Origin of the sequence: Collinsella aerofaciens, from assembly GCF_018785265.1 — a bacterium.
GTDB classification, from domain to species: domain Bacteria; phylum Actinomycetota; class Coriobacteriia; order Coriobacteriales; family Coriobacteriaceae; genus Collinsella; species Collinsella aerofaciens_AI.
Map to the genome: position 1 here is coordinate 94173 of NZ_WQPK01000030.1, position 718 is coordinate 94890.

Here is a 718-nt window from a genome sequence, read left to right on the forward strand (position 1 = left end):
CTGGGCCTTCCCGAGAGCCGCATAGATGAGGTGCTCGCCGCCGTGGACCTCGCGGACACCGGGAAGAAGCGCACCGGGCGCTTCTCGATGGGCATGCGGCAGCGCCTGGGGCTCGCGCTGGCGCTGATCGCCCGGCCACGCCTGCTCGTGCTCGACGAGCCCACCAACGGCCTCGACCCCATCGGCATCGAGGAGCTGCGCGACCAGATCCGCGGCTTCGCAGCGGCGGGTACGACGGTGATCGTCTCGAGCCACATCCTCTCCGAGGTGCAGCAGATGGCGGACACCATCGGCATCATCTACGGGGGGCGCCTCGCCTACGAGGATGCTCTTCGACCCGGGCAGGACCTCGAGGAACTCTTCATGAGCTTCTGTCGGGAAGGGCGACGAGGGCGCGGGGAGGTGGCGGCATGACGGGTGAGAAAGGCGGCCTGCTCGCGGCCCTGCGCGCCGAGGCCCTGAAATCGCGCCACGCGGCGCCGGTTCGCCTGGCCGTGCTCATGGCGCTGCCGATGCCGCTGCTCGGCGCGATGCCCTACCGGGGCGTGCAGATCTTCAGCGCGTGGAACTACTGGTACGCGCTCTTCCTGCCCGTGTGTCTCTCGCTCGTGGTGGCGTGCGTCGCGCGGGCTGATGCTCGCACGCGGATGCGGGGGCTTCTGGGCCTGGGCTTCCCGCTCGGGCGCGCCTGGTGGGCCAAGGCGCTCTGGTGCCTCGC

Annotated in this window: 1 protein-coding gene and 1 pseudogene; both read left to right on the forward strand. The window is 70.8% G+C overall.

The features are described from left to right. Positions 1-414: ATP-binding cassette domain-containing protein (locus tag GPK42_RS10050; RefSeq protein WP_252200134.1), on the forward strand; the 414-nt coding region annotated here is incomplete at its 5' end. Further along, positions 411-718, forward strand: a pseudogene (locus GPK42_RS05620) (hypothetical protein); the annotation flags it as partial. The gene GPK42_RS10050 and the pseudogene GPK42_RS05620, both read left to right, overlap by 4 nt.